The organism is Psychromonas arctica DSM 14288 (genome assembly GCF_000482725.1).
GTDB lineage: Bacteria > Pseudomonadota > Gammaproteobacteria > Enterobacterales > Psychromonadaceae > Psychromonas > Psychromonas arctica.
This window is the reverse complement of record NZ_AXWP01000001.1, coordinates 32,534-52,000: the sequence shown is the minus strand read 5'-3', so window position 1 is coordinate 52,000 and position 19,467 is coordinate 32,534. Positions and strand designations below refer to the sequence as shown.

Annotated in this window: 19 protein-coding genes; 9 read left to right on the top strand and 10 right to left on the bottom strand. The window is 38.1% G+C overall.

Annotated elements, in window-relative coordinates:
- Positions 1-9: 9 nt before the first annotated feature.
- The 5 genes from H592_RS21155 to H592_RS0100205 all read right to left on the bottom strand — a co-directional run bounded on the left by H592_RS21155 (position 10) and on the right by H592_RS0100205 (position 5,647).
- The gene (locus H592_RS21155; protein WP_084296160.1) at positions 10-894 is read right to left on the bottom strand and encodes an ABC transporter ATP-binding protein; all 885 of its coding nucleotides are present in this window, start codon (positions 892-894) and stop codon (positions 10-12) included.
- Positions 894-1,916 (bottom strand): FecCD family ABC transporter permease, encoded by a 1,023-nt coding sequence (locus H592_RS0100220; protein ID WP_028866966.1) that lies wholly within the window; start codon positions 1,914-1,916, stop codon positions 894-896. The genes H592_RS21155 and H592_RS0100220 overlap by 1 nt, the downstream gene beginning before the upstream one ends.
- Positions 1,913-2,971, bottom strand: coding sequence for a Fe(3+)-siderophore ABC transporter permease (locus H592_RS0100215; protein ID WP_028866965.1), 1,059 nt, complete (start codon positions 2,969-2,971; stop codon positions 1,913-1,915). The genes H592_RS0100220 and H592_RS0100215 overlap by 4 nt, the downstream gene beginning before the upstream one ends.
- A complete protein-coding gene (gene fepB, locus H592_RS0100210; RefSeq protein WP_028866964.1) occupies positions 2,964-3,980 on the bottom strand; it encodes a Fe2+-enterobactin ABC transporter substrate-binding protein in 1,017 nt (338 codons plus the stop codon). Before fepB ends, H592_RS0100215 begins: the two co-directional genes overlap by 8 nt.
- Before the next feature lie 641 nt (positions 3,981-4,621).
- On the bottom strand, positions 4,622-5,647 hold the full coding sequence (locus H592_RS0100205; protein ID WP_028866963.1) for a hypothetical protein: 1,026 nt from the start codon (positions 5,645-5,647) through the stop codon (positions 4,622-4,624).
- A 641-nt stretch (positions 5,648-6,288) separates the two neighbouring features.
- Between H592_RS0100205 and H592_RS21150 the strand changes: the two genes are divergently transcribed.
- Both H592_RS21150 and H592_RS0100195 read left to right on the top strand, forming a co-directional pair.
- Positions 6,289-6,981, top strand: a complete 693-nt coding sequence (locus tag H592_RS21150; protein ID WP_051368822.1) for an inovirus Gp2 family protein — start codon at positions 6,289-6,291, stop codon at positions 6,979-6,981.
- A 586-nt stretch (positions 6,982-7,567) separates the two neighbouring features.
- Positions 7,568-8,278: an inovirus Gp2 family protein gene (locus H592_RS0100195; RefSeq protein WP_028866962.1), complete on the top strand. Its 711-nt coding sequence runs from the start codon at positions 7,568-7,570 to the stop codon at positions 8,276-8,278.
- A gap of 229 nt (positions 8,279-8,507) precedes the next feature.
- Here H592_RS0100195 and H592_RS0100190 read toward each other — a convergent pair whose 3' ends face one another.
- From H592_RS0100190 to radC, 3 genes are all read right to left on the bottom strand, one after another.
- Positions 8,508-8,984, bottom strand: a complete 477-nt coding sequence (locus H592_RS0100190) for a hypothetical protein (RefSeq protein WP_028866961.1) — start codon at positions 8,982-8,984, stop codon at positions 8,508-8,510.
- A gap of 395 nt (positions 8,985-9,379) precedes the next feature.
- Positions 9,380-9,808, bottom strand: coding sequence for a DUF2787 domain-containing protein (locus tag H592_RS0100185; RefSeq protein ID WP_028866960.1), 429 nt, complete (start codon positions 9,806-9,808; stop codon positions 9,380-9,382).
- Positions 9,805-10,281: a RadC family protein gene (gene radC, locus H592_RS0100180; RefSeq protein WP_028866959.1), complete on the bottom strand. Its 477-nt coding sequence runs from the start codon at positions 10,279-10,281 to the stop codon at positions 9,805-9,807. The genes H592_RS0100185 and radC overlap by 4 nt, the downstream gene beginning before the upstream one ends.
- A 153-nt stretch (positions 10,282-10,434) precedes the next feature.
- Here radC and H592_RS21145 point away from each other — a divergent pair, with 153 nt between their 5' ends.
- The 4 genes from H592_RS21145 (at position 10,435) to H592_RS0100160 (ending at position 13,744) form a co-directional block, all read left to right on the top strand.
- Positions 10,435-10,665: a helix-turn-helix transcriptional regulator gene (locus H592_RS21145; protein ID WP_051368819.1), complete on the top strand. Its 231-nt coding sequence runs from the start codon at positions 10,435-10,437 to the stop codon at positions 10,663-10,665.
- 69 nt (positions 10,666-10,734) lie between these two features.
- The gene (locus H592_RS0100170) at positions 10,735-12,924 is read left to right on the top strand and encodes an NERD domain-containing protein (protein WP_028866958.1); all 2,190 of its coding nucleotides are present in this window, start codon (positions 10,735-10,737) and stop codon (positions 12,922-12,924) included.
- Positions 12,925-13,067: 143 nt separating this feature from the next.
- Positions 13,068-13,220 (top strand): hypothetical protein, encoded by a 153-nt coding sequence (locus H592_RS24150; protein WP_169727629.1) that lies wholly within the window; start codon positions 13,068-13,070, stop codon positions 13,218-13,220.
- Positions 13,220-13,744, top strand: coding sequence for a hypothetical protein (locus tag H592_RS0100160; RefSeq protein WP_028866957.1), 525 nt, complete (start codon positions 13,220-13,222; stop codon positions 13,742-13,744). The genes H592_RS24150 and H592_RS0100160 overlap by 1 nt, the downstream gene beginning before the upstream one ends.
- A gap of 69 nt (positions 13,745-13,813) precedes the next feature.
- On the opposite strand, the gene istB is transcribed toward H592_RS0100160, so the two are convergent.
- Entirely contained in the window at positions 13,814-14,566 is a 753-nt protein-coding gene (gene istB, locus H592_RS0100155; RefSeq protein WP_028866956.1) for an IS21-like element helper ATPase IstB, read from the bottom strand.
- Between the two features lie 9 nt (positions 14,567-14,575).
- On the bottom strand, positions 14,576-16,120 hold the full coding sequence (istA, locus tag H592_RS0100150) for an IS21 family transposase (RefSeq protein WP_028866955.1): 1,545 nt from the start codon (positions 16,118-16,120) through the stop codon (positions 14,576-14,578).
- A 202-nt stretch (positions 16,121-16,322) separates the two neighbouring features.
- Between istA and H592_RS0100145 the strand changes: the two genes are divergently transcribed.
- The 3 genes from H592_RS0100145 to H592_RS0100135 are packed head-to-tail and all read left to right on the top strand — an operon-like array spanning position 16,323 to position 19,430.
- On the top strand, positions 16,323-16,691 hold the full coding sequence (locus H592_RS0100145; protein ID WP_028866954.1) for a DNA methyltransferase family protein: 369 nt from the start codon (positions 16,323-16,325) through the stop codon (positions 16,689-16,691).
- Positions 16,691-18,268, top strand: coding sequence for a restriction endonuclease subunit S domain-containing protein (locus tag H592_RS21140; protein WP_051368818.1), 1,578 nt, complete (start codon positions 16,691-16,693; stop codon positions 18,266-18,268). The genes H592_RS0100145 and H592_RS21140 overlap by 1 nt, the downstream gene beginning before the upstream one ends.
- A complete protein-coding gene (locus tag H592_RS0100135) occupies positions 18,261-19,430 on the top strand; it encodes a hypothetical protein (RefSeq protein ID WP_028866953.1) in 1,170 nt (389 codons plus the stop codon). Before H592_RS21140 ends, H592_RS0100135 begins: the two co-directional genes overlap by 8 nt.
- The last annotated feature ends 37 nt before the right edge of the window (positions 19,431-19,467 follow it).

Below are 19,467 nucleotides of genomic sequence, written 5' to 3'. Positions count from 1 at the left end.
GTGTTTAGATTAGTGTGGATTTAATTTAAGCTTCATTTCGTTAATTGTGACTGTTGAGGCTCTGCCTCGTGGTATAATTAACGGCGTATGCGAAATAGGATCAGGCAAAATTAAACAGGATAAACCAAATACTTCTTCAATAAGTGTTTCGGTGATGATGTCATTTGGTGAACCAGTGGCAATTATTTCACCTGATTTTATCATGATTAAATGGTCGGCATAACGACAAGCATGATTAAGGTCATGCAACACAGCAACTAATGTATGGCCTTGAATTCGATTAAGATCTTGAAATAGATCCATCAGTTCGATTTGGTGGGCAATATCTAAATAAGTGGTGGGTTCGTCCAATAACAATAATGATGTTTCTTGTGCTAATGCCATCGCAACCCAGACCCGTTGACGTTGGCCGCCAGATAACTGGTCGACATTGAGCTGCGCAAAGTCGATTACGCCTGTGGCTTGCATGGCTAATTCCACGGCTTTTTGATCCGCTTCAGACCAAGGTTGAAACCATTTTTGATGCGGGAATCGGCCACGTGAAACTAAATCGATTACCTTAATGCCGTCAGGAGCAATGGCAGATTGCGGCAACAAACCCAATTTTTTAGCCACTTCTCGCGTCGATTGACTGTGTATGTTCTCGCCATTTAATAAAATCTCACCTGATTTAGGCACCAGTAAACGACTTAATGATCGTAATAGGGTCGATTTTCCACAGCCATTTGGTCCGACTATCACCGTGAATTTACCGTGAGGAATATTCACTGAGAGGTCTTTAGCAATCACATTGTGTTCGTAGGCTAGGGTTACTGATTTTGTTTCCAGTGCTGCTTGTTCAGTCATTGTTTCTGATGTGCTGACACAACGTGCCTTAAATGATGATTGTGTCATTATTTACCTTCTCGAATAATCAAATAAACTAGATAGAGGCCACCTAAGCTAATGGTGACAAGTCCTACTGGCAAGGTCGTGTTTTGCCAACCGTGTTGAGCAATAAAGTCAGCACTGGTGAGCAACAATGCACCCACTAGCGCAGAGCCGAACAGGGTAATATGGCGTTGTGGATGTAGCCGACGTGCTATTTGTGGGGCGGCCAATGAAATAAAAGAGATTGGGCCGGTGATAGCCGTCGTCACTGCGGTTAGCGACACGCCAACTAACATTAATACCAAGCGTGTTTTATTGACTGAAATACCTAATGCTGCCGCGGTGTCATCGCCCATTTCTAATAATTTCATACGGGTGTTTAATAGCATTGAGAGGCCGATTAACAGCAAAATTAATAGGGTCGCTGGCATGATGCGTGACCAAGTCATGCCATTTAATGATCCCGCACTCCATAAAGCGGCGGTCATTGCGGTTTCTAATGAAACGGTTAGTGACAACCATTGATTAAATGCGGTTAAAGTAGCACTAATTGCAATACCAACAATAATCAACCTGAAGCCTGAGTGACCATCACGATAAGCAAAGAGATAAACTAAAACCGCCGCACCTAAACCACCGATTAATGCGCCAATCACACTGTACCAATAGAGGTTACCAAATAGTGCGATGGCAATGAGTACGCCAGTGAAGGCACCAACATTAAAGCCTGTAATATCAGGGCTGCCAAGTGGATTTCTGACTAATGATTGGAAAACTGCACCACTAATGCCTAGTGCGGCTCCAATGATGAGGGCCGCGAATAACCTTGATGCTCGCCACTGCCACACGACAATCGATTGATATTTGTCTGCTTCACCGATGATTAACTGCCAGATACCTTGTAGGTTGCTCGCAATACCATCACCAATACCATGCCCAATAAACAGGGTAAAAAAGATTAAGGCTAACGCTAAAGTAAACACAAAAGCTGGGCCTAAAATGGTGCGGGTAGGGGTACGTAAAGAATAGCTGCTATTGGCGATCATAAACTACTTGCTCCCTTTCGACGTACCAGATAAATAAGAATAGGTGCGCCAATAAAAGCCGTGACAATAGAGACTCTTAACTCACCAACCACTAAAACTCGGCCGATAATGTCAGCAATAAGTAATAAACAAGGCGTGAGAATAAAACTGAATGGAATGATCCATCGTTGATCAGGGCCAACCATCCAACGCGCAATATGCGGCATCATTAAGCTAACAAACCCTATAGGGCCTGCGGCAGCGGTTGCTGCTCCGCATAATAAGGTAATGGTAATTAAACCAACAATTTGCACACGAATAGGGTTACTGCCCAGCGAAGCCGCTAATGCATCGCCTAAACCAAATGCGTTTAATGCGGGTGTAATGCTTAAGGCTAATAAACATCCGGCAATAACAACAGGCGCGATATATAAAGGGACTGCCAAGGTGCGAATATCCAAACTACCCACTGTCCAAAATCGTATTTGGTCAAAGGCCAGAGGATTAAATAGAATTAATGCAGAACTAAGGCCTGCAAATACCGCCCCTAATGCTATACCTGCTAAGGTTAATTTAAGCGGGTCTACTTTACCGGCACTGAGACTACCAATAGCAAATATCAATAAGCTCGCTACTAATGAACCTAGCGCGGCATAAATGAAAAAGTCACTAAACTGAGTAGCGCCTAAAAATACCACTGCAATGGCGACTGTCAAGCTCGCGCCTAAATTGATGCCGAGTATGCCTGGGTCTGCCAATGGGTTTCGTGTGATTGCTTGTATTAAGGCACCTGAAGTCCCTAAGGCCATGCCTACAAATAATCCATTTAATGTTCTTGGTAAACGACCTTCAAAGATAATTGTGCTGGTTAATCCAGGTTGGTCGGAAAATAGAACATGGTAAATATCACTGATCGATAATGATTTAGCACCAATACATAGGCTGGCGACCATGATCAAGGCCAACAATAATATGCAAAGCATTAGCCATTGAAAACGACTTAATACTAAGCTACGTAAGCATTGTAAGGATTGATAGCGACTTGTTGAACCGTTATGAGTTTGATCATTAATCATTGCTGCTGTCACCAAACAACGACTGTAATCGTGTTAGCAAGTTGGTTGCGCTGTAATAGTCGAGCCTAAAAGTATCATTACCAACAGCATAAACTTGGTTATTTTGAACTGCTTTATTGTTTTGTAAAAAACTATTGTCGAGTACTAATTGCTCTGACGCTTGTTCAGTAGCAAATAACAGAATGGATTGACCGGTCACTGCATCTGGGAATCGTTCACCTTTAGCGATAATAATGTCATCGCGAACGCCCATACTAATATCGCCTTTAATTGAATTTGGAATGGTGGCCAGTGTAAAGCCTAACTCTTCTAGTAAACGCCCTTGAGCAGATTGGCTTGTCCAAATGCTGGCGCCACTGCCATCAGGGTTATAAACCATCGCAGTGGTAGGTTGTGCAGGTAATGTAATGCTTTGTTTGGTTTTTATGGCTTGTTGTTGGAATGAATCGATTACTGATTTCGCTTGTGCTTCTAACCCAAACAGGTCACCAAATATCTGTGCCAATTGCAGCCAGCTTTTATCATCGTAACGAATGACCAAAGTCGGGGCGATATCTTTAAGTTGATCATACAAACGCATTGCAGAGTCAGCGCCAGTGGTTGAAATGATAATAATATCGGGTTTTTCTTTAATAATAGCTTCGGCATTAGGCTCACTTTGATACAAGGCTTTTACACCACGTTGCTCTGCAATACTGTCCCACTGACGCATAAAGCCTTTTTCTGAGGCGACGTTGGTATTGGGCATGGTGGCGCCAGAGGCGACTAAGGGGGCATCTATTGCCAGTAATGTGCCAGATAAAGTCACACTGGTAGACACGATACGTTGCGGTGGTTTATCGAGTGTTAATAGGCCCTGTGAAGTCATGATGCTTCTTGGCCAACCTGCAGGGTTTTTTTCAACTTGATCCAGTATTAATGCTGAATTGGTTTTTGGTGCTTCACCACAACTTGCTAATACAAGTCCGATAAGCAGTATTAAGGAAGGGCGGACAAGTAATTGAATCATGCGTAACACCTTGAATAAAATAATATGATTATATCGTTAAATTCATTTATTTAATACAAATGATAACTATTAGTATTAATGGCTTTTAAAATTATTTATTAAGGTAGTCGTTTGGTAAGGATGAACTGTCAAATAGACTAACATCCTGCATTCTGAACTGCTATCAAGAAGCGAATAAATAACACTTTAAATAGATCGTTAGAAAAAGATGGGTTGTGTTTTTTTACAGATAACGCATGACGTCTGGTCTATCGTTGCACGATAAAGAAGCAATATGATTTGATATATGTTGGATTTAATAATTTAAGGTGTTATTAATTATAGAGGGATTAAAACAGAAATTTTAAAAATAGAAAAGAGGGTCTGGTACTGAATTTCTTATTTAAACTTGAAGAATTACTAAGACTAAAAAATGGTGCCGCTACTGGACTCAACTTTTAAGCTCAAGCCATTGAAATTAATGATTGTAATTTATTTTTTATGTTGCCGTGTTACCTGAGGTGTTACTTTAAAGGAAAGTGACTCGTTTATTTATTTAAAAAACACTCTATTAAATATTATATTTAAAAAGCTGCAGCTACACAGGGTTATTTATGTAGTTTTAATTGTTCTCTTTAATAAACAACCCTGCCTATTATTTATCATGAATTAGAAGGGCCTCTTAAGCGCTCAAATTCATTATCAATAAGATCCTTTATTAAAGAATTAATTTTTTGGTCTTTATTGTTAGCGAGCCAATCTAAACGCTCGCTAGTGCGTTTACTCATTGATATGCCACGAGATTTAGGGCCATTTTCCTTATTTCGGGCTGTCATTTGATTCCAAGCCAAGCGAGCCTTTAAAAATAAAGATTCAGTTCCCACTGGGTTCTTCAAAAATTGGTAATCAAAATCCGCTTGTAAAGCGAAATAACGCTCTTCGTCATTGATAGCCTCCCATGGTAGGCGAAGCCTTTTTATTTGCTTTTCCATATAGTTATGTAGCCACTCAACCTTTTGCTTATCGTTACCATCTAGCCACCGAAACAACTTTATATTAGTTTTTTCTTTGAAGCTTTTTACCCAGGCTTCTGAAAGCAAGCTCATTATATACTGTTGCCCGCTCATCGAAACTTCTCCCTCCCAGAAAGCACATTTAATTATTTCCAGTCTTTCTTGATGACTATTAGGCATTTTGTTGCGAGGGCGAATATCAAACAGTCTCATTGCATTTTTACCATTCAAAATGCTATTTAGCCCACCTCTCTCTTCTTGATTTTGTAATGGTTCACGGTTCCCTTTAGGGTCGTAATCCTCCTCTTTAGCTCGGCTATATGGACTATTTTCTTTTAGGAAATGATAACAAAAAGCACATATTCTTCTGTCATTTTTTATCCATTCAAAAGCATCATTGGTAAGCTGTTCTTTTTCATGAAAGCTTTTCTTGAGTAAAGAAATGAGCACAGCTTTAAGGTCATTATCATCAGGTTTTTGAATTGTGCCGGCTAAACATTTTCTTATTCTTTCAGGAGTAAAATCAGATATATCTTGATGCAAAAAAGAATCTGCTCCCGTCAAATCTTTGGCTTGGTTAATCAACGAATTTGAATTAATACCAAACATTTCTCTGAGGTTATTGGCATAGAAAACGGCTTCTCTCCAACTCTTTGACTCTAAAGAATTACTCATTATGGTCTCGTTATTTAAATAAAATTTAAGTAATAATAAGCTAGTTAATTGATAGTTTAAAGGTAATTATTGCATAATTATAACGTAATTATATATTTCTCTATTAATTGTAAATACTGAGTTTAGAGTCTATTTGGCATCATAAATGTCACCTCTTGCGTTATATTTTACAGTTATTTAAATCTACCAAACACAAAACAGAACAGCTAATAACTAAAATAGCTGTATATCTATGTGTTAATACAATCTACATGTAATAGATTATTCTGAGTGAGTGTTACTTTAAAAACATTATCTTCCTTATGCTTTAGGGATCAGAATATTAACCGGAAAATTGTAACTTACGGCTGAAAAAAGGACGGTATTAAGTGGATAAGATAGGAACAATATAAAATATATTATGCGTGTGATTTTTCAATATTGTTGATTTCATGATTACTCATTATCACTGGCTCAATGACCATTTTTATTTTTTGCTATAAAGAAAGGAAAGTGTCGGCTATTGGTAATACTATTACTCATTCCATATCACTCATAGAGTTCATTAGTAACCCCTAGGTTACTAATGCGTTAGTGGCTCCAACTTAATAATTACTACACAAGCATTCATTTGAACGTAAATCACAAATGGATCTAAAATAATGTCAAAACACCCAATTAATAAAAACTTAAACATCATAAAAGCCAGTACCTTTGAAAACCTCCCTTTGGGAAAACCTAAAATACAAGGTACTTATAGATTTATTGAAGAATATCTTAATTCGAATATTAACGTAATGGATGACGCGTTACATACTCACGCTAGAACGCTCGCAGTGAGAGTTGATTTACACATACCAACATTACTAGACAGAAGCCTTAACAACCTCCAAGAGGCGATTATCACTCGATTTATTAAATCATTAAAAAGTAAGGTGGAGAGCCACATTGCACGTACAGCACGAGGTGGCAGACGTGTACATTATTCAGGAGTAAAATACATTTGGGTTTGTGAACGTGGTAAATCCAATAAAGACCATTACCACCTAATGCTATTCCTAAGCAGTGACACTTTTAGATACCCTATTTTTAAAAGTTCACTAAAATCCAGTCACCTCGCTATTATGATTGTAGAAGCATGGCAGAGTGCGCTTAGGGTTGATTTTGAGACTGCATGGCATTTAGTAACTATTCCTTCGAAGGGCTCTTATTCCTTATGTAATACGCCTTCCCCTAAAGACGATCTAACGTATTGTGCTGTATTTAAGCACCTTAGTTATTTTGCTAAAGTTAAGACAAAAGCTTATGGAGAAAATAGAAATAGTTACGGTTGCAGTCGTTTACCTAGATTTTGAATAAAAAGAATGTTGATAGTAATCTGTTGGTATTCTTTTATGGGGAACCTAGTGCATGGTACTTTGTGGTTAATGAGATTAAATCCTCTACAGGAGCGCGATAAGCGTGTATCTGGGCGACTAGAGAAGGCTAACTATTAGCCTTATAAATAATAAATCGAATCTTTGAAAAATATACATGAAACCATTCTAATTAAATAAACCAAGTCATTACTTATGTAGAAAGGGTGAGCACAATACGGATTAAGTAAAGCAATGTTAGGTTTATTGAAACGGATTATATGAAGGAAGAAGCTCTATTAAACGTGTTATGGCATGGTTCAAATTTACATTTAAGCATTAAAATTAATACTCAGCGAAAAATATATTATGCGAGTACCATACAAAAACTTGTTGCCCATTATTAGGGGGCTCACGACAAGTTTGAAATAGGAGTAAGGAAAACTACTGTCTAGATAATATACTCACCATATATTCTATTCATTAATAACCCTTAGGTTAGTAATGCGACGAGGAAAGATAAATAACTAAAAAATTATAGAGAACGTATTCATTTGATAGCAACTAACCAATGGATATAATACTCATGCGTAAACACCCAACTAATAAAAACCTTAATGTCATCAAAGCTACCACCTTCGAAAACTTACCAATAACAAGACCAGAGGGGCGTGGTGCCTACGAATTCATTGAACAATATTTAGTATCGAATAAGCGTGTAATGAATGATGCTTTGAACACTCATCGCCGAACCATTGCAATAAGAGTAGATCTACGCTTTCCTTGCAATTATTTCGATGCTGATTATCCTAAAGTGTTCAATGAAATTGAAATAACGAGGTTTATTAAATCGTTCAAAAGCAAAGTAGAGAGTCTCCTTAATCAGCGTAGAAGAGAAATTAAATCCACTTCGAATGTTTACAATACTTCAGTGAATTATATTTGGGTGTGCGAATGTGGAGAACATGGTTCATATCACTATCATCTCGTTTTGTTTTTAAATAACGACACATTTCGTAGCTTAGGTTTTAAGAGTAGTCCTCAGGAATCCAGTAATTTAGTCAATATGATCGTTGAAGCTTGGGAAAGCGCTCTAAATATTTCTTTCAGAAAAGCTTGGGATTTAGTCTCTATTCCTCCTAAGGCTTCGTACAAGCTAATTAAAAGGGACTCCCCTGAACAGGATATAAACTATCGTGATTTGTTTAATAGGATCAGTTACTTTGCTAAAGTTATTACTAAAGTTTATGGTGTAAGCCGAAATGCCTATGGCTGTAGTCGCAGACGTAATATCTGACATAAAGAGTTTTTAATAATAATATATATTTGAAACACTTTTCATCCGGAGCCGCGTGTACTTTGATTGCATCCATTTTTAGCGCTGTAAGCATATAACCTAATTGCACCACTGACTAAGCCTTGTAACAGGCCTCTATTGGTGAGTTTTATTTGTATCAAGTGTCAGTCATGGATCAAACATACAAAAAAAAGAAGTAACACCTCTTTTCTTTTTATTCTGGTCTCGATTAGAAGTAGTGCTCTAGGTCTTTCAATAAGGCCTGTGCACTTTCAATCATGGCTAACTGTACCATTGCTTGTTTACTTGCTAAGAATTGATGTAATGCTTTAGGCTTTTGATTCAAGATACAGATAAGCACGTCTTGAAGTTCATCTTGATTTGCTGAGCAAATTGCGTCAATCAAATCTGTCGATTGTTGGTTAGATGCTTCATCAATTATCTTCTGGCGATATTCGTCCGCGATACTGGTATCGATGTGACTGAGAAATTGCACAATATCATCAGTATCATTAATGTTATCGTATAGCTCTTCTTTCGCTTTTTCCCTTAGTTCCTCTTTGTATAAATCAACGGTATGAGGTGAAATCCCTTCAAGCAACTCTTTTAGGTTGTCGACAGATTCAATATGATCATAGGCGAGTTCAATTAAATCGATTTCTAATTCAACATTTTGTGTAGTGATGACTTGGTTTAAACTGGACATAATACTTTCCTTATTAAATTTTAGGCATAAAAATACTCGTGCTTTAGCACGAGTATTAGAGGCTATGTTGTGGATTTTTAGGTTTTTAACTCTGTAAGTTCTTTACCTATATCGCCTTGTTTGGTTTTGGTATCAGTAAGTTTTATACGCAGCTGGAATATACGCAATGCGAGATTTAAACAGATACCCCAAATATAAGACATTTGCTTACTGAATCTAATTTCAAGTAAGTGGCTAAGTAGTTTGATGATGTCAGTGCTTTTAACGACTGTACTTCTGTCATAGTGAGTTACTTGCGCTCGCTGAAGGCCCGTGGTTACTGGTGTGGTGATGCGCTCTCCTTGAGTAACAGTTTACTTTCCAAAATGCCAAGTCGGGAAGCATGATGATTACTATTAAGTCGATACTTTGATTTGGTCAAACGCACTAAACTCTAGATAGCTTATAAAGTTATGTTGCCACAACTCAAATAACGCTTTAACTGTATAATGAGTAATCGGTCTAGGAGGGCAATAATTTGTAAATAACATGCCTTCACTGAAATCGAAATTTAATTCCTTAACCAGTTCTGCATAGGGGTAACCCAGGTAGCTGAAGTCTGTAATGTATAACAAACTCCATCGCTTATTATCTCCCATTTTCTCTAATCCAATTTCAACAGGGTGATAGCCACCAAGTTTATAATTATATTCACTATCACGAAAGTTAATGCTGATATGTGTTCTCTCTTTAGCAATCTTATTGCGACTAATTGCTTCATTGATATGAACTAATAACTGAGTAGATATTTTTAATGGGCTAGATTTAAGTTTAATATTTTTCATATCAATCCTCTCTCTGCAAATGAAAGCGCCGTTCTGCCTACTACGACATGATCTAATACTCGAACATCGATTAACTTTAATGCATCAATTAATCGTGTAGTAATGCGTTTATCTGATTCTGATGGCGTCGGCGACCCCGACGGGTGATTATGAGCAAGTATTAGCGCACTCGCATTTACTAATAAAGCCGCTTTCACTACTTCACGAGGATACACATTTGCACTATCAATCGTCCCATGGAACATCTCCTTGTACTCAATTAACTGATGTTGACTATTTAAAAACATAATTGAAAATACCTCATGTTCGTAATGAGCCAGCTTGAACGTTAGATACTCTTTTGTGGAAGTTGCACTTATAAACTCTTCACCATCAACAAATTTAGTTGCAATAATCTCCGATGCTCTTTCAAGTATTTGATGTTCGGTCATTGGGGTATTAGTAGGGTATTTTGTATTAGTTTCTTTGTGCATTGATTGCTCCTTAAAAGCAGGTGGGTTGGTTATGCACAAAATGATATATATCTGAATATATTTTCAATTAAAGCTAGGTGAAAGTATCTCGTTCTTCTTATTTTTTACTGACGTCCTCTATGTATGAGAAGTAATACAAATGAGGAAGTAATAATGAAATTCATGAGATTAAAAGAAGTGATGGAAATGACGGGTCTTGCACGTGCAACGGTTTACAAATACATTGCTAATAACCAATTCCCTAAGTCGGTATCATTGGGTGATCGTGCTGTTGCTTGGTTGGAAAGTGAGGTTGAAGAGTGGATGCTTGAACGCATTGCGGAACGAGATGCAGAGCAATGTGAGTGTAATAAGTTCACTGATTATAAATATGCTGATAATTAGGAACATAACCATTTAAAAGTTAACTGTATTTGTTAGTATTTAATGATTACCTAAGTAATTGAGAATGCTATGGACTGCGCTGTAAAACAAAACTACTTCGAACAAAAACTTTCTACCCTATCCAAACAGGGGATTAGTAATGACGACGCCATATTAGATGTTATCGAAGCATATTTAGATGGTAAACCTAAACCTGCAAAGTCCAAAAAACAAAAAACAGCAACTAATGACCAACTATTTTGGTCGTCTGTGTTTTTGTGGGACTTAAGTGTTGAAGTGATAAGTTCAGAAGCCTTTATTCTTGCACTCGCGCGTTACTTTTCTGTTGAGAAAATATCTAACTTTAGTTTATTTGAGCAAATTACTTACAGATCCCCTGAATCGATGAGAAAGGCGATAAGAGCTTCCGAGATAGTATTAAGGCCATCGAGCAATAAATGGACTGAAATAAAGCAATTAGCATCGAGGATTCCTGGTGAGCTGTCTGAGTTAGTCGCTGTTTGTAGTGCCTTTCAGCACTCTCATCAAGAACGTGTAGATTTAGTTGTTAAATATCAACAGCCGTTCAAAGATTTAAGTGTATTTGAGTTATTAAGTTATTCGAGTGTGTATGCGTTTAAATATCTGTTTAATGAGCCAGATGCATTTGATGGTAGTGTAATTTCAACAGGTGAACGTTTCTGCGCATTAAAAGAAATAGCTGAATGGAAGCTCCGTCATGCGGAGCATAGCTCTTTTAACCTAACCGAAGTTAATATAGGAAAATCATTAAAAATTCATCAATCCCCATTAGTATTTCCTTCTCAAGAAGACTCATCAATCCCTGAGTACTTCTTACACCATTTTGAAAAACTGATGCAAGCTCAAGTTGAATTAGATGGATTTCTATCTCGCTGTGTTACTCCATTTTGCTTTGATGATGAATGTGGATATTATTTAGAGGGTGAGCGCTTGGAAATGCGTAAAGACACGTTTTCAGAACAACGAGCGTGGGATCTAAATGGTAAAAAACAAAACTTAATCGATGGTTATTGGGTTATGCGAGGAGGTTTAGAATTTAAAGATAGGGGGTTGGATAAACAGTTAATCGGTTCAGTAGAAAACCATGACGATAATCAAATTGCTTATATCAAATCACTTGGTGCATATCTTCAGCTATCAGATATCTACGGCATTGATAACGTTATTCAAACGGATAATGGGCTAAAGGTAGATGTACACCAGGCGTTGTTATCACTAGAGCTAATGATTGCATTTTATAACAAAGACTATATTAAAGTGTTTGCAACAAACTTACATGAAACAGGTGACTGGAAAACATCTTTAGGAATGCTAGCACTTAGTGGGTTAATAGACCCCAATAACCTACAAAATAGATTCCCTATCACGTTCTGTAACTGGAAAGAAAAAGCAAAAAATATAGTTGGATGGACTGTTAGTAAAGATTTTCCTAAAGGGAATATTAACGCTGCAGAAGCAATACTCGATTTTTGGTCTTTTGATTGTAAAAAATGGTCAACTCAACTACAAGCCAATAATCATGAGAACATGCCTCAACTAACTGAAAGGCCAATCTTTAAACTTGGTAATTACAGTGTTCAATTACCTTGGATGATGGCAGGGCAGTTAACCAGCGTAAATGTGATAAATACATTACGTCGCTTTGCGAATAAGCGTCCAGAAATTAGAAGTGAAACTCAAAGAATCGAGACTAACTTAGGTAATCAATTTAAAAAGCGTGGCTTTACCGTTATTGAAGGCTATGAGCCTGATAGAACTGATGATTTTAATCCTGGTGAGATTGACCTGATTTGTGTTCTAGATAACACCGTAATAGTAGTTGAAGTTAAATCGACATATCGAAGAACCAGCAAAAGAGAAGTTATACGTTACAAGCATTCCGCATTAAGAAAAGCGGGGCAACAAATAAAAAGGAAAACCGAAGCTGTAAAATACCTGTTAGAAACTGATGATACATTTCGGGAACTGTTAGGTATTAAACAATCAGAGGAATCGAACGTAGTAGGGTGGATAGCCGATACAAGTTTAGAATATGACCATGAGTACTTTAATGGGTATTTGAAGATCTCAGTAGAAGAGTTACATATAGCATTAAGAGACGAAGCTGAGATGCTGGTGGACTTGGTTGAACTAATTGATGAAGACAATAGAGTCGGTTCACTTTATCTTGATGGGTTTAGTGCTACAAGCTTTGTTGGGGTAATTGAACATTCAAAACTTTGGGCTTATTCGCTTTAAAATGCTTGCTTGGGAGCTGGCTTAATTAACCATTAAAAAGTTGTTTCCAAAAAGCCAGATTACTTTATGTGATGACTTAACTACTATTCTAACTGTCGTTAACAAACGACATTTAATTAACTAGAAAACTATAGGAGTTCATCATGTCAAAAAATAATAGTACGCCAAACAACACAGGAAAATCAAGTTCAGGAAGAGGGCCTTCAAGCCATAGTGGTCCTGGTGGGAACTGGCCAAGCACTACTGGTGGGAAGTCGGGTGGAGGTCGTGGAAACGCAGTGCCTAAGGGGAAATAATGAAACTAAATAAAGTGAATAAGGATCAGCTACAAGCTGATCCTTATATTAGTAGTGAAATTTTTAGTTTTCCAAGTATAGGGGAGGTAGTTAAGTCATTATTCGACCACTCAGGTTTGCTTGCAAATAAAGGAGATAAACATGGAATATCAGAACAAACGAAAAAGAAAATTCAAATACAATTAAGGCGGCTTGCTAAAGAAGAATCGGAGCTTGAAAATAATTTACAGGATTTATTAAAACAATATTCTGAGTTATTGAAACTGGTAAATAACAGTAAAAAGTTTAGTGATGCGTTTATGAATAGCGTCATTGATATCCTCGTGCAGTATAAAGATTTAATTAGAGGTGATGGCACTTTCTTAAATAAACCTGAAACAATAAAATTTGTACTCGTAACCAAACTTATTGATAGATTAGTCCTGTCTTATCAAAAAAACAGTTTAGCATTTAACCTTTCTTCTCTTGATTTAACAACACCTAACTTTAAAGGCTGGTGGTTACCGGTAATAAATGCGTATTAACATGATGCCGATCGCTCAATAACATTCATCGCGATCGCTTTTTTGTTTGTCTGTAGACCTCAGTAAAATCTAACTTAGGTGATCGGGTGACGTCAAGGTATTTAGTTTTTTACGCATCGATTCACCCTTTAATTCTAGTTTAATTGAGCCATGTACTAGACGATCTAATATCGCATCGGCATGCGTTGATTCTCCAATCATTTCATACCAATTTTCTATCGGTAACTGACTACTAATCATGGTCGATTTAGTATCGTATCTTGCATCAATTAGCTCTAATAAATCACTACGCTGTTGTACTGTTAACGGTTCTAGTCCCCAGTCATCTAATATTAATAAACTTGCTGAACTGAGTTTGTTAATAAGTTTTCGGTAGCTACCATCTGCTTGTGCAAGATACATTTTTTCAAGTAGCTCTTTGAGTCTAAAATAATAAACGCTTTCGCCTTGCTGACAGTGATTGTATCCAAGCGCGCAAGCGAGATACGTTTTACCGCACCCCGTAGCCCCAGTAATAAGTATGTTTTGATGTAGTCGTAACCACTCGCCTTGCCCAAGTGAGCGTATTTGAACTTTGTTAATCTGACGACTCGATTGATAATCTAACTGTGCTAATTGCGCACTTACTCGGAACTTTGCTTGCCGTGTTAAGCGTTCAATCCTCCGGTTGTCTCGTTGTGTTATTTCATTATCGAGTAGTAGCGCCAGCCGCTCTTCGAAAGCAAGTTCAACATAAGCGTTCGGTTGTTCAGTTTGCTGTTTAAGCGCATCACGCATGCCACTTAATTTTAGATTGTTGAGTTGTTGATAGACTGTTTTCATTGTATTTCCTTAATGGTAATAGCTATTTCCGCGAATGTTTTCATGTTCAATTTCATTCAATAAATCAAGTTGAACTTCGGGTAATGGTTGCTTATCTAATCCTTTTTCAAGGATGTTGGTGATTTGCTTTAAACGGGTTGCCCCCATCCACAGACCGCGATGACAAGCGGCTTCTAACCGTGCAGGGCTGTATTTTTTGGCAAGGCTCAGTAATCCTAAACAGACACGGTAACTTTGCTCTGGGTGCTTTTTAGCTTGTAAAAATTCAATCACCAGCTTCTCTGTTGATTTACCGATATCTCTTGCCCAACTTTCAAACCGCTGGGGAGACCATTGTTGCTGTTTTTGATGAGCTACCGGCATGTGCTGTTCGTTTGTGGTGTGCCCGCCGAGCCGATGATTGCGAGAATGAACCGCAACCTGTTTTCCATGATGATAAAGCGTGACCAGCTGACCGGTGACATGCGCTTCAAGCTTTTGTTTTATCAAGCAATGAGGGACAGAGTAGTAATGCTTTTCTACTTCAATATGGTAATCAATATGCACTTTCACCTGCTTGATTTGGGTAAATATGTAAGCCTTGTCGGGTAACGGTTTTAAGACTGGTTTATCGAGTAATTCAAATTGAGATAAGCGGGATCCTGGTTTCTTCTTCATTTGACGCGTATTTAAATCAATCAATAATTCTGCAATGCGCGTATTTAATTGACGTAAGCTGAAGAAAGGCTCATGACGTAATCGCACCATTATCCAGCGTTCAACAATTTGCACACCGACTTCAGCTTTAGACTTATCCTTAGGTTTATAGGGCCTTGCAGGGACAATGACGGTGTTGTAATGCGCGGCAAGCTGTTGGTATGTAGGATTAAGATCTGGTTCGTAACGACAAGCCCGTGTTACACCACTTTTCAGGTTATCTGGAATGATTAGTTCCGGTACGCCACCCAGAAATTCAAAGCAACGAGAGTGACTCATTACCCAATTTTCTAAGCCTTGGGTAAATGTGGCTTCCGCATAGGTGTAATTTGATGCGCCCATAACGGCAACAAAAACTTGTGCAGTCCGGCATTCGCCGGTACTGGGATCGGTAATATTCATGGTGGGACCACAGTAATCAACGAAGAGTTTTTCACCAGCTTTATGGTTTTGGCGCATTGAGGGCTTCTGGCATTTCAACCAGGTTTTGTACTGCCGGCAGAAGTGATTGTAACTGTAAGCACCTTCTGGATGCCGTTCAACATACTCCTGCCAGAGCAAAAGTAATGTCATGGTCTTTGGCCGGAGTTCTTGTTGTAGCACCGCCCAATCGGGTATGGCGAATTGCTTTGGCCGAGGCTTTGATTTAAGGAATGCCCGCTGCAATGACTCATCATTCCACTCATCGTTTAAAGGCCAACTTGCGATGCCCAAGGATGCTGCTCGCGCAGAATAAGTAGAAACAATAGAAGCTGAAATTGATAGGCTTTTTGCTATTTGGCGATGGCTAAGTAAACAGCCATATTTTAGTCTTAAGATCTCTTTAAGTTTACGCATAGAAATGTGTACCGTTGCCATGGTTATTCCCCAAATGAAACCAAGAAGAATAACGGTTAAAAACACCTACAGGCAGACAAAAAAGTACAAACTATGAGCAATAACATTTCAGGCGATCACTTAATAACATTTTCGCCAAAAGTGATCGGCATGAATGTTAATGAGTGATCGCGATGGATGTTATTAGGTGATCGGGTCAGAGGTTATTAGGTGATCGGCATGGATGGTAATATGCAATGGCATTTTGTGTAACTCGGGTGACAGTTATGTACGTGAATACATTATGGGTAAAAAAGATGAAAAAAGCGGTAAATTTAGTGGAGGAAAAGCCATTGTTAAAGCCGTCATTTCTTTACCTTCGGATACATTTAAGCTTTCAGGCACAGGTGCTAAAACCAGTATTCTGTATCTACAAAAACGTAATGCACATCATGATGATGAAAATACTTTCGCTAATCAAGAACAGACGGATGTATTTATGGCGGTGGCTGATACACTGGGTTATGTCGTGAAGAATAACGTTGAAGATTACTCAACAGGGGTTCCGAATGATTTAGCTGCTATAGCCGGTGCTTATGTGAGGGGCGAGTAATGTTTACCAAGCGTTATAAAGCTAAAGAGCTAATTGATATTATTGCAGCACCATCATACTCCCCAGATCTATTACGTATTATAGAGAAAACCAAAAATGGAAAAAAATTGGGGACATTCCTCAGTGCTAAGCCCAGACTTGGAGTTACAGGGACAATTGCAAAGGACTATGTATCTAGTGAAGTAGAAGGTTCCATTCCTTACTTTACTACGAAACAGGTTAGAGAAAACCTATTTGCCACATTAGATCAATGTAAATACATTTCAAAAGAAGCTGACTTGGAGTGGGCTCACTGTCGCGTTTCCAATGGATCTATCATTATAAACAAAAGTGGTCGTGTCGGAGCGGCTGCAATAGTTAACTCTGGTAGTTTTGATTATGTAAATTCAGTGTCTGACATTATAAATATCAAACTTGAAATTTCAGCACCAATAGATAAATATTTCTTGGTTGTTTTTTTAAATAATATATATGGCCAATCACAATTGATACGACTCTGTGGAGGCGCTGTATTTGACCATGTAAGTTTACACGAAATTCCAGATATTAGGCTTCCTAATGTAGGATTAATAGCTCAAACCTACATAGGAAATAAAGTTCGCCAAGCAGAGGTTTTAGCTGAGTGGGCAAAAAATAAAGATGAAGAAATCCAAACTTATCATAGTGCCTATATTCCAGATCAAACTAGGCTTAATTTCGGAAAAAAAACACGCCTAGTTTCTGCAACTATAATGACAGAAAGAATGGACGCCCATTTCTATCCAGGGGTTGTTGATACATACTTAAGTCAAAAGCCTGAAAATTTTGGAAAGCTATCAGGTTACTGTAATTCGATATTTAATGGGCAAACGCAAACGCAAACGCAAACTGGCAAGGATGGATGTAAGCAAGTTACGGTAGCAAATTTATCCCCTGATTATATCAAAGGGCACCCAAGAATAGTCGAAGCACCAAAAAATAAGGAAAAGCTTACTAAAAAATACGATTTACTTATGTGTAATGCAGCTCATAATAAATCGTATATAGGTAAAGATATAACTTTTGTACACAGTGATAAACCACTACTCCCTTCAACTGAAGTGATGGTTATTAGAACTGATTCGTCTAGAGTGCCATCTTCATACTTACGTACCTATTTGTTAAGTAAACTAGGCTTTGTTCAAATTCAATCGACTATTCGTGGAATTACTGCCCATTCATACCCAACTGATATGGAAAAGTTAGATATATTTGTACCTAAACTAGAGGGGAAGGAATTAGAACGCTGGCTTGCTACTGATCAATCACTCGCCAAAGCTGCCCTTGCTAGTGAGTGCTCTACTCAATTAACTATTGCCGCTAAGTTTATCGTAGAAGCATTGATAGAAGGTATTATCACTGAAGCTGAAATCATTGTTGCCCAGCAAGCTCTAGATGATGGCGATAACTCAAAAGATAAAGCAATCCTTAGTAAACTCACCGATAAAGGTTTTGGAGAAAAAAAAGGGGACCTACTATTTTCCGACCTTAATGTACTGTATGACTTATTTGACGAAGTGAAGTTTACTAAAAATGGGAAGGGTATAAATGATGAGTAAGGAGACTCTCCTTTTACTTGCTCTCATTGAACAAGGTATCTGTGTTAATACGTCAAACTTGGAGGTATTGCAAACCTTGGGACTTTGGCATCTATCTGATGATCAGCAATGCTTAATCGCAAGCAAGCTATTGCTAGATTTACGCCAATCCTTACCGACTAGCCAAGATACCGTCGCTGCTATTTTTGCTACACAAGCGACTTATCAAACTGCGTGGAGCAATATTGTTGCTGCACAATTAAAAGATGCGGGTTCTCGTAACGATGAACAAGCGTTGATCGAGCAAATTAGTCAGTTAAGTGATGCTGCAGAAAGCGTGTTAAACCAGCTTGATAATGCTTCATTACAGGCAACGAATTTTATAGAGGTTGAAAGCTTAGCGTTTGGTCAAGCTGCCGAGCAAAGTGCCAGTTATCCCAAACTGTTACGCGCTTTAGCCTCTGCAGTAACAATAAAAAAAGATGAAAAAAGTGCTATTGAACTAACTAAAATCGATAGCGATAACATATCTTCGACTTGGCAAATTAATCGCTTAATTCGAGTGCCTGATATTACCTCTATCTCGGATAAAGCAGATCAATATTTATTAACGGGTAATGTTGAAGCAATCGGTTCTGAAATAGATAAACAATCTAGTTTAGCTTGGCTATTAAAGACTCCTTGGGCTTACCTATTAGCCCACGTGGCTTATGCACAAGATGTGTGGCGTTCAGAACAAATTGCGGGTGGGTTGAGATTAGAGATTGATCCCACACAAGCGAAGCATTTTATGCAACCCAGTAAAATTCAGGTCATTGTCACGACACGTGATGATGTAGAAGTGAGCTGTGGCACGTTAGCAGAGTTACTTTTACGTGTATTAGATAACTTGAGTATTTCACTGTTTACCGAGCTCGCCCCTAAACAGCAAGTGGCTAAATTAGATGCTGTCATTAGTCCGATTATTGGTTATATGGTGGAAGCCAAAGTTTGGCAATTTATTCAGGGTAGTAGTAAAGACATTCCCCATTATCAAATCCATCCGCAATTCGAACCCATTCCTAATACACGTTTGGGTACGATTAATTTTGCGCGACCTGGTCAACATATTACCGCTGCAATTCGTGAACAAGCAGAGCACTGGGCAGTAGAGTTAAGTGGCCAGATAAGGAGTGTTCGATGAGTGTTTGTTTATTTAGAACGATGATTTTTACAACCAA

Bases quoted from the DNA above. Each gene is read 5' to 3' on its own strand.
- H592_RS21155 (WP_084296160.1), bottom strand. From the start codon at position 894: ATGACACAATCATCATTTAAGGCACGTTGTGTCAGCACATCAGAAACA.
- H592_RS0100220 (WP_028866966.1), bottom strand. From the start codon at position 1,916: ATGATCGCCAATAGCAGCTATTCTTTACGTACCCCTACCCGCACCATT.
- H592_RS0100215 (WP_028866965.1), bottom strand. From the start codon at position 2,971: ATGATTAATGATCAAACTCATAACGGTTCAACAAGTCGCTATCAATCC.
- fepB (WP_028866964.1), bottom strand. From the start codon at position 3,980: ATGATTCAATTACTTGTCCGCCCTTCCTTAATACTGCTTATCGGACTT.
- H592_RS0100205 (WP_028866963.1), bottom strand. From the start codon at position 5,647: ATGAGTAATTCTTTAGAGTCAAAGAGTTGGAGAGAAGCCGTTTTCTAT.
- H592_RS21150 (WP_051368822.1), top strand. From the start codon at position 6,289: ATGTCAAAACACCCAATTAATAAAAACTTAAACATCATAAAAGCCAGT.
- H592_RS0100195 (WP_028866962.1), top strand. From the start codon at position 7,568: ATGCGTAAACACCCAACTAATAAAAACCTTAATGTCATCAAAGCTACC.
- H592_RS0100190 (WP_028866961.1), bottom strand. From the start codon at position 8,984: ATGTCCAGTTTAAACCAAGTCATCACTACACAAAATGTTGAATTAGAA.
- H592_RS0100185 (WP_028866960.1), bottom strand. From the start codon at position 9,808: ATGAAAAATATTAAACTTAAATCTAGCCCATTAAAAATATCTACTCAG.
- radC (WP_028866959.1), bottom strand. From the start codon at position 10,281: ATGCACAAAGAAACTAATACAAAATACCCTACTAATACCCCAATGACC.
- H592_RS21145 (WP_051368819.1), top strand. From the start codon at position 10,435: ATGAAATTCATGAGATTAAAAGAAGTGATGGAAATGACGGGTCTTGCA.
- H592_RS0100170 (WP_028866958.1), top strand. From the start codon at position 10,735: ATGGACTGCGCTGTAAAACAAAACTACTTCGAACAAAAACTTTCTACC.
- H592_RS24150 (WP_169727629.1), top strand. From the start codon at position 13,068: ATGTCAAAAAATAATAGTACGCCAAACAACACAGGAAAATCAAGTTCA.
- H592_RS0100160 (WP_028866957.1), top strand. From the start codon at position 13,220: ATGAAACTAAATAAAGTGAATAAGGATCAGCTACAAGCTGATCCTTAT.
- istB (WP_028866956.1), bottom strand. From the start codon at position 14,566: ATGAAAACAGTCTATCAACAACTCAACAATCTAAAATTAAGTGGCATG.
- istA (WP_028866955.1), bottom strand. From the start codon at position 16,120: ATGGCAACGGTACACATTTCTATGCGTAAACTTAAAGAGATCTTAAGA.
- H592_RS0100145 (WP_028866954.1), top strand. From the start codon at position 16,323: ATGGTAATATGCAATGGCATTTTGTGTAACTCGGGTGACAGTTATGTA.
- H592_RS21140 (WP_051368818.1), top strand. From the start codon at position 16,691: ATGTTTACCAAGCGTTATAAAGCTAAAGAGCTAATTGATATTATTGCA.
- H592_RS0100135 (WP_028866953.1), top strand. From the start codon at position 18,261: ATGAGTAAGGAGACTCTCCTTTTACTTGCTCTCATTGAACAAGGTATC.